The sequence below is a fragment of the Photobacterium sanguinicancri genome (assembly GCF_002265265.1).
In the GTDB taxonomy this organism is placed as follows: domain Bacteria; phylum Pseudomonadota; class Gammaproteobacteria; order Enterobacterales; family Vibrionaceae; genus Photobacterium; species Photobacterium sanguinicancri.
The window spans coordinates 1-824 of record NZ_NOIF01000398.1 but is presented as its reverse complement, the minus strand read 5'-3'; the positions used below and the strand labels follow the sequence as shown (position 1 = coordinate 824).

The following is an 824-nucleotide window of genomic DNA, read 5'->3' as shown; positions in this document are numbered from 1 at the left end:
ATATAAAAGAAGTTTCGAATTCTTGATCATACGTTATTCGTTGTGCTACTCCCATTGCTGCATTGTTTTTATAAATAACCCAATACTCAATCAAACCTTCATATACTGTTTCGATTGCAGTTTTGTATTTTGCCACGCCATCTTTAAAAGGAATCTCGCAATCTGCAAAAAAAAATCTCGTCAGAACGACCGATAAGATCAGGGCAGCTTTGCGTTATGAAATAAAGAGTATATGCTTTCGCTTCTTCACTTAATTCATTTAAATATGATAAATGTATTAAACTCATAGTGATGACAATCCTTTACCGTTTAAATTCCACGGTATGTTGCGCAAAAGACACTTACATTACAACCGTTCAAAAATGGAATGTCACTTCCCTATTTTACAGTGTTCCATTAATGAGGGGATGGAGTACAGTGTACGCCATTAATAACGAGGTAATTATGACTAATGAAGTAGATATTAGGTCGCTAAGAGCAAACCTTAATATTAGCCAGAAGGAACTGGCACACGACCTTGAATTAAGTTTAGATACCATAAAAAGTTGGGAACAAGGAAGAAGAAATCCCACAGGGTTAGCAAGGAAAGTGTTGCGTCTGATCGAGAAATACCCTTCACTCTATATAAAATTCAAAAATAACTGATGCCATCACCAATAGCACCTACATTCCAATGTAGATGCTATTGGTTATCACATGAGCATAGGCGATTTATTTTGAGGGAAAGAAACGATCTTGATGAGTATTTTGATAAAATAAATGGCACTAACAAAGACTTCGACTTTGAAGTTGGCGATAGTTTCATTAAATTCAACTACTTAAAC

The 824-nt window shown here is 35.2% G+C and carries 1 protein-coding gene; it reads left to right on the top strand.

The window, feature by feature from the left end; translation table 11 throughout:
- The first annotated feature begins 444 nt into the window (after positions 1-444).
- On the top strand, positions 445-645 hold the full coding sequence (gene nadS / locus ASV53_RS24265) for a NadS family protein (protein WP_239928909.1): 201 nt from the start codon (positions 445-447) through the stop codon (positions 643-645).
- Positions 646-824: the final 179 nt, after the last annotated feature.

Bases quoted from the DNA above. Each gene is read 5' to 3' on its own strand.
- nadS (WP_239928909.1), top strand. From the start codon at position 445: ATGACTAATGAAGTAGATATTAGGTCGCTAAGAGCAAACCTTAATATT.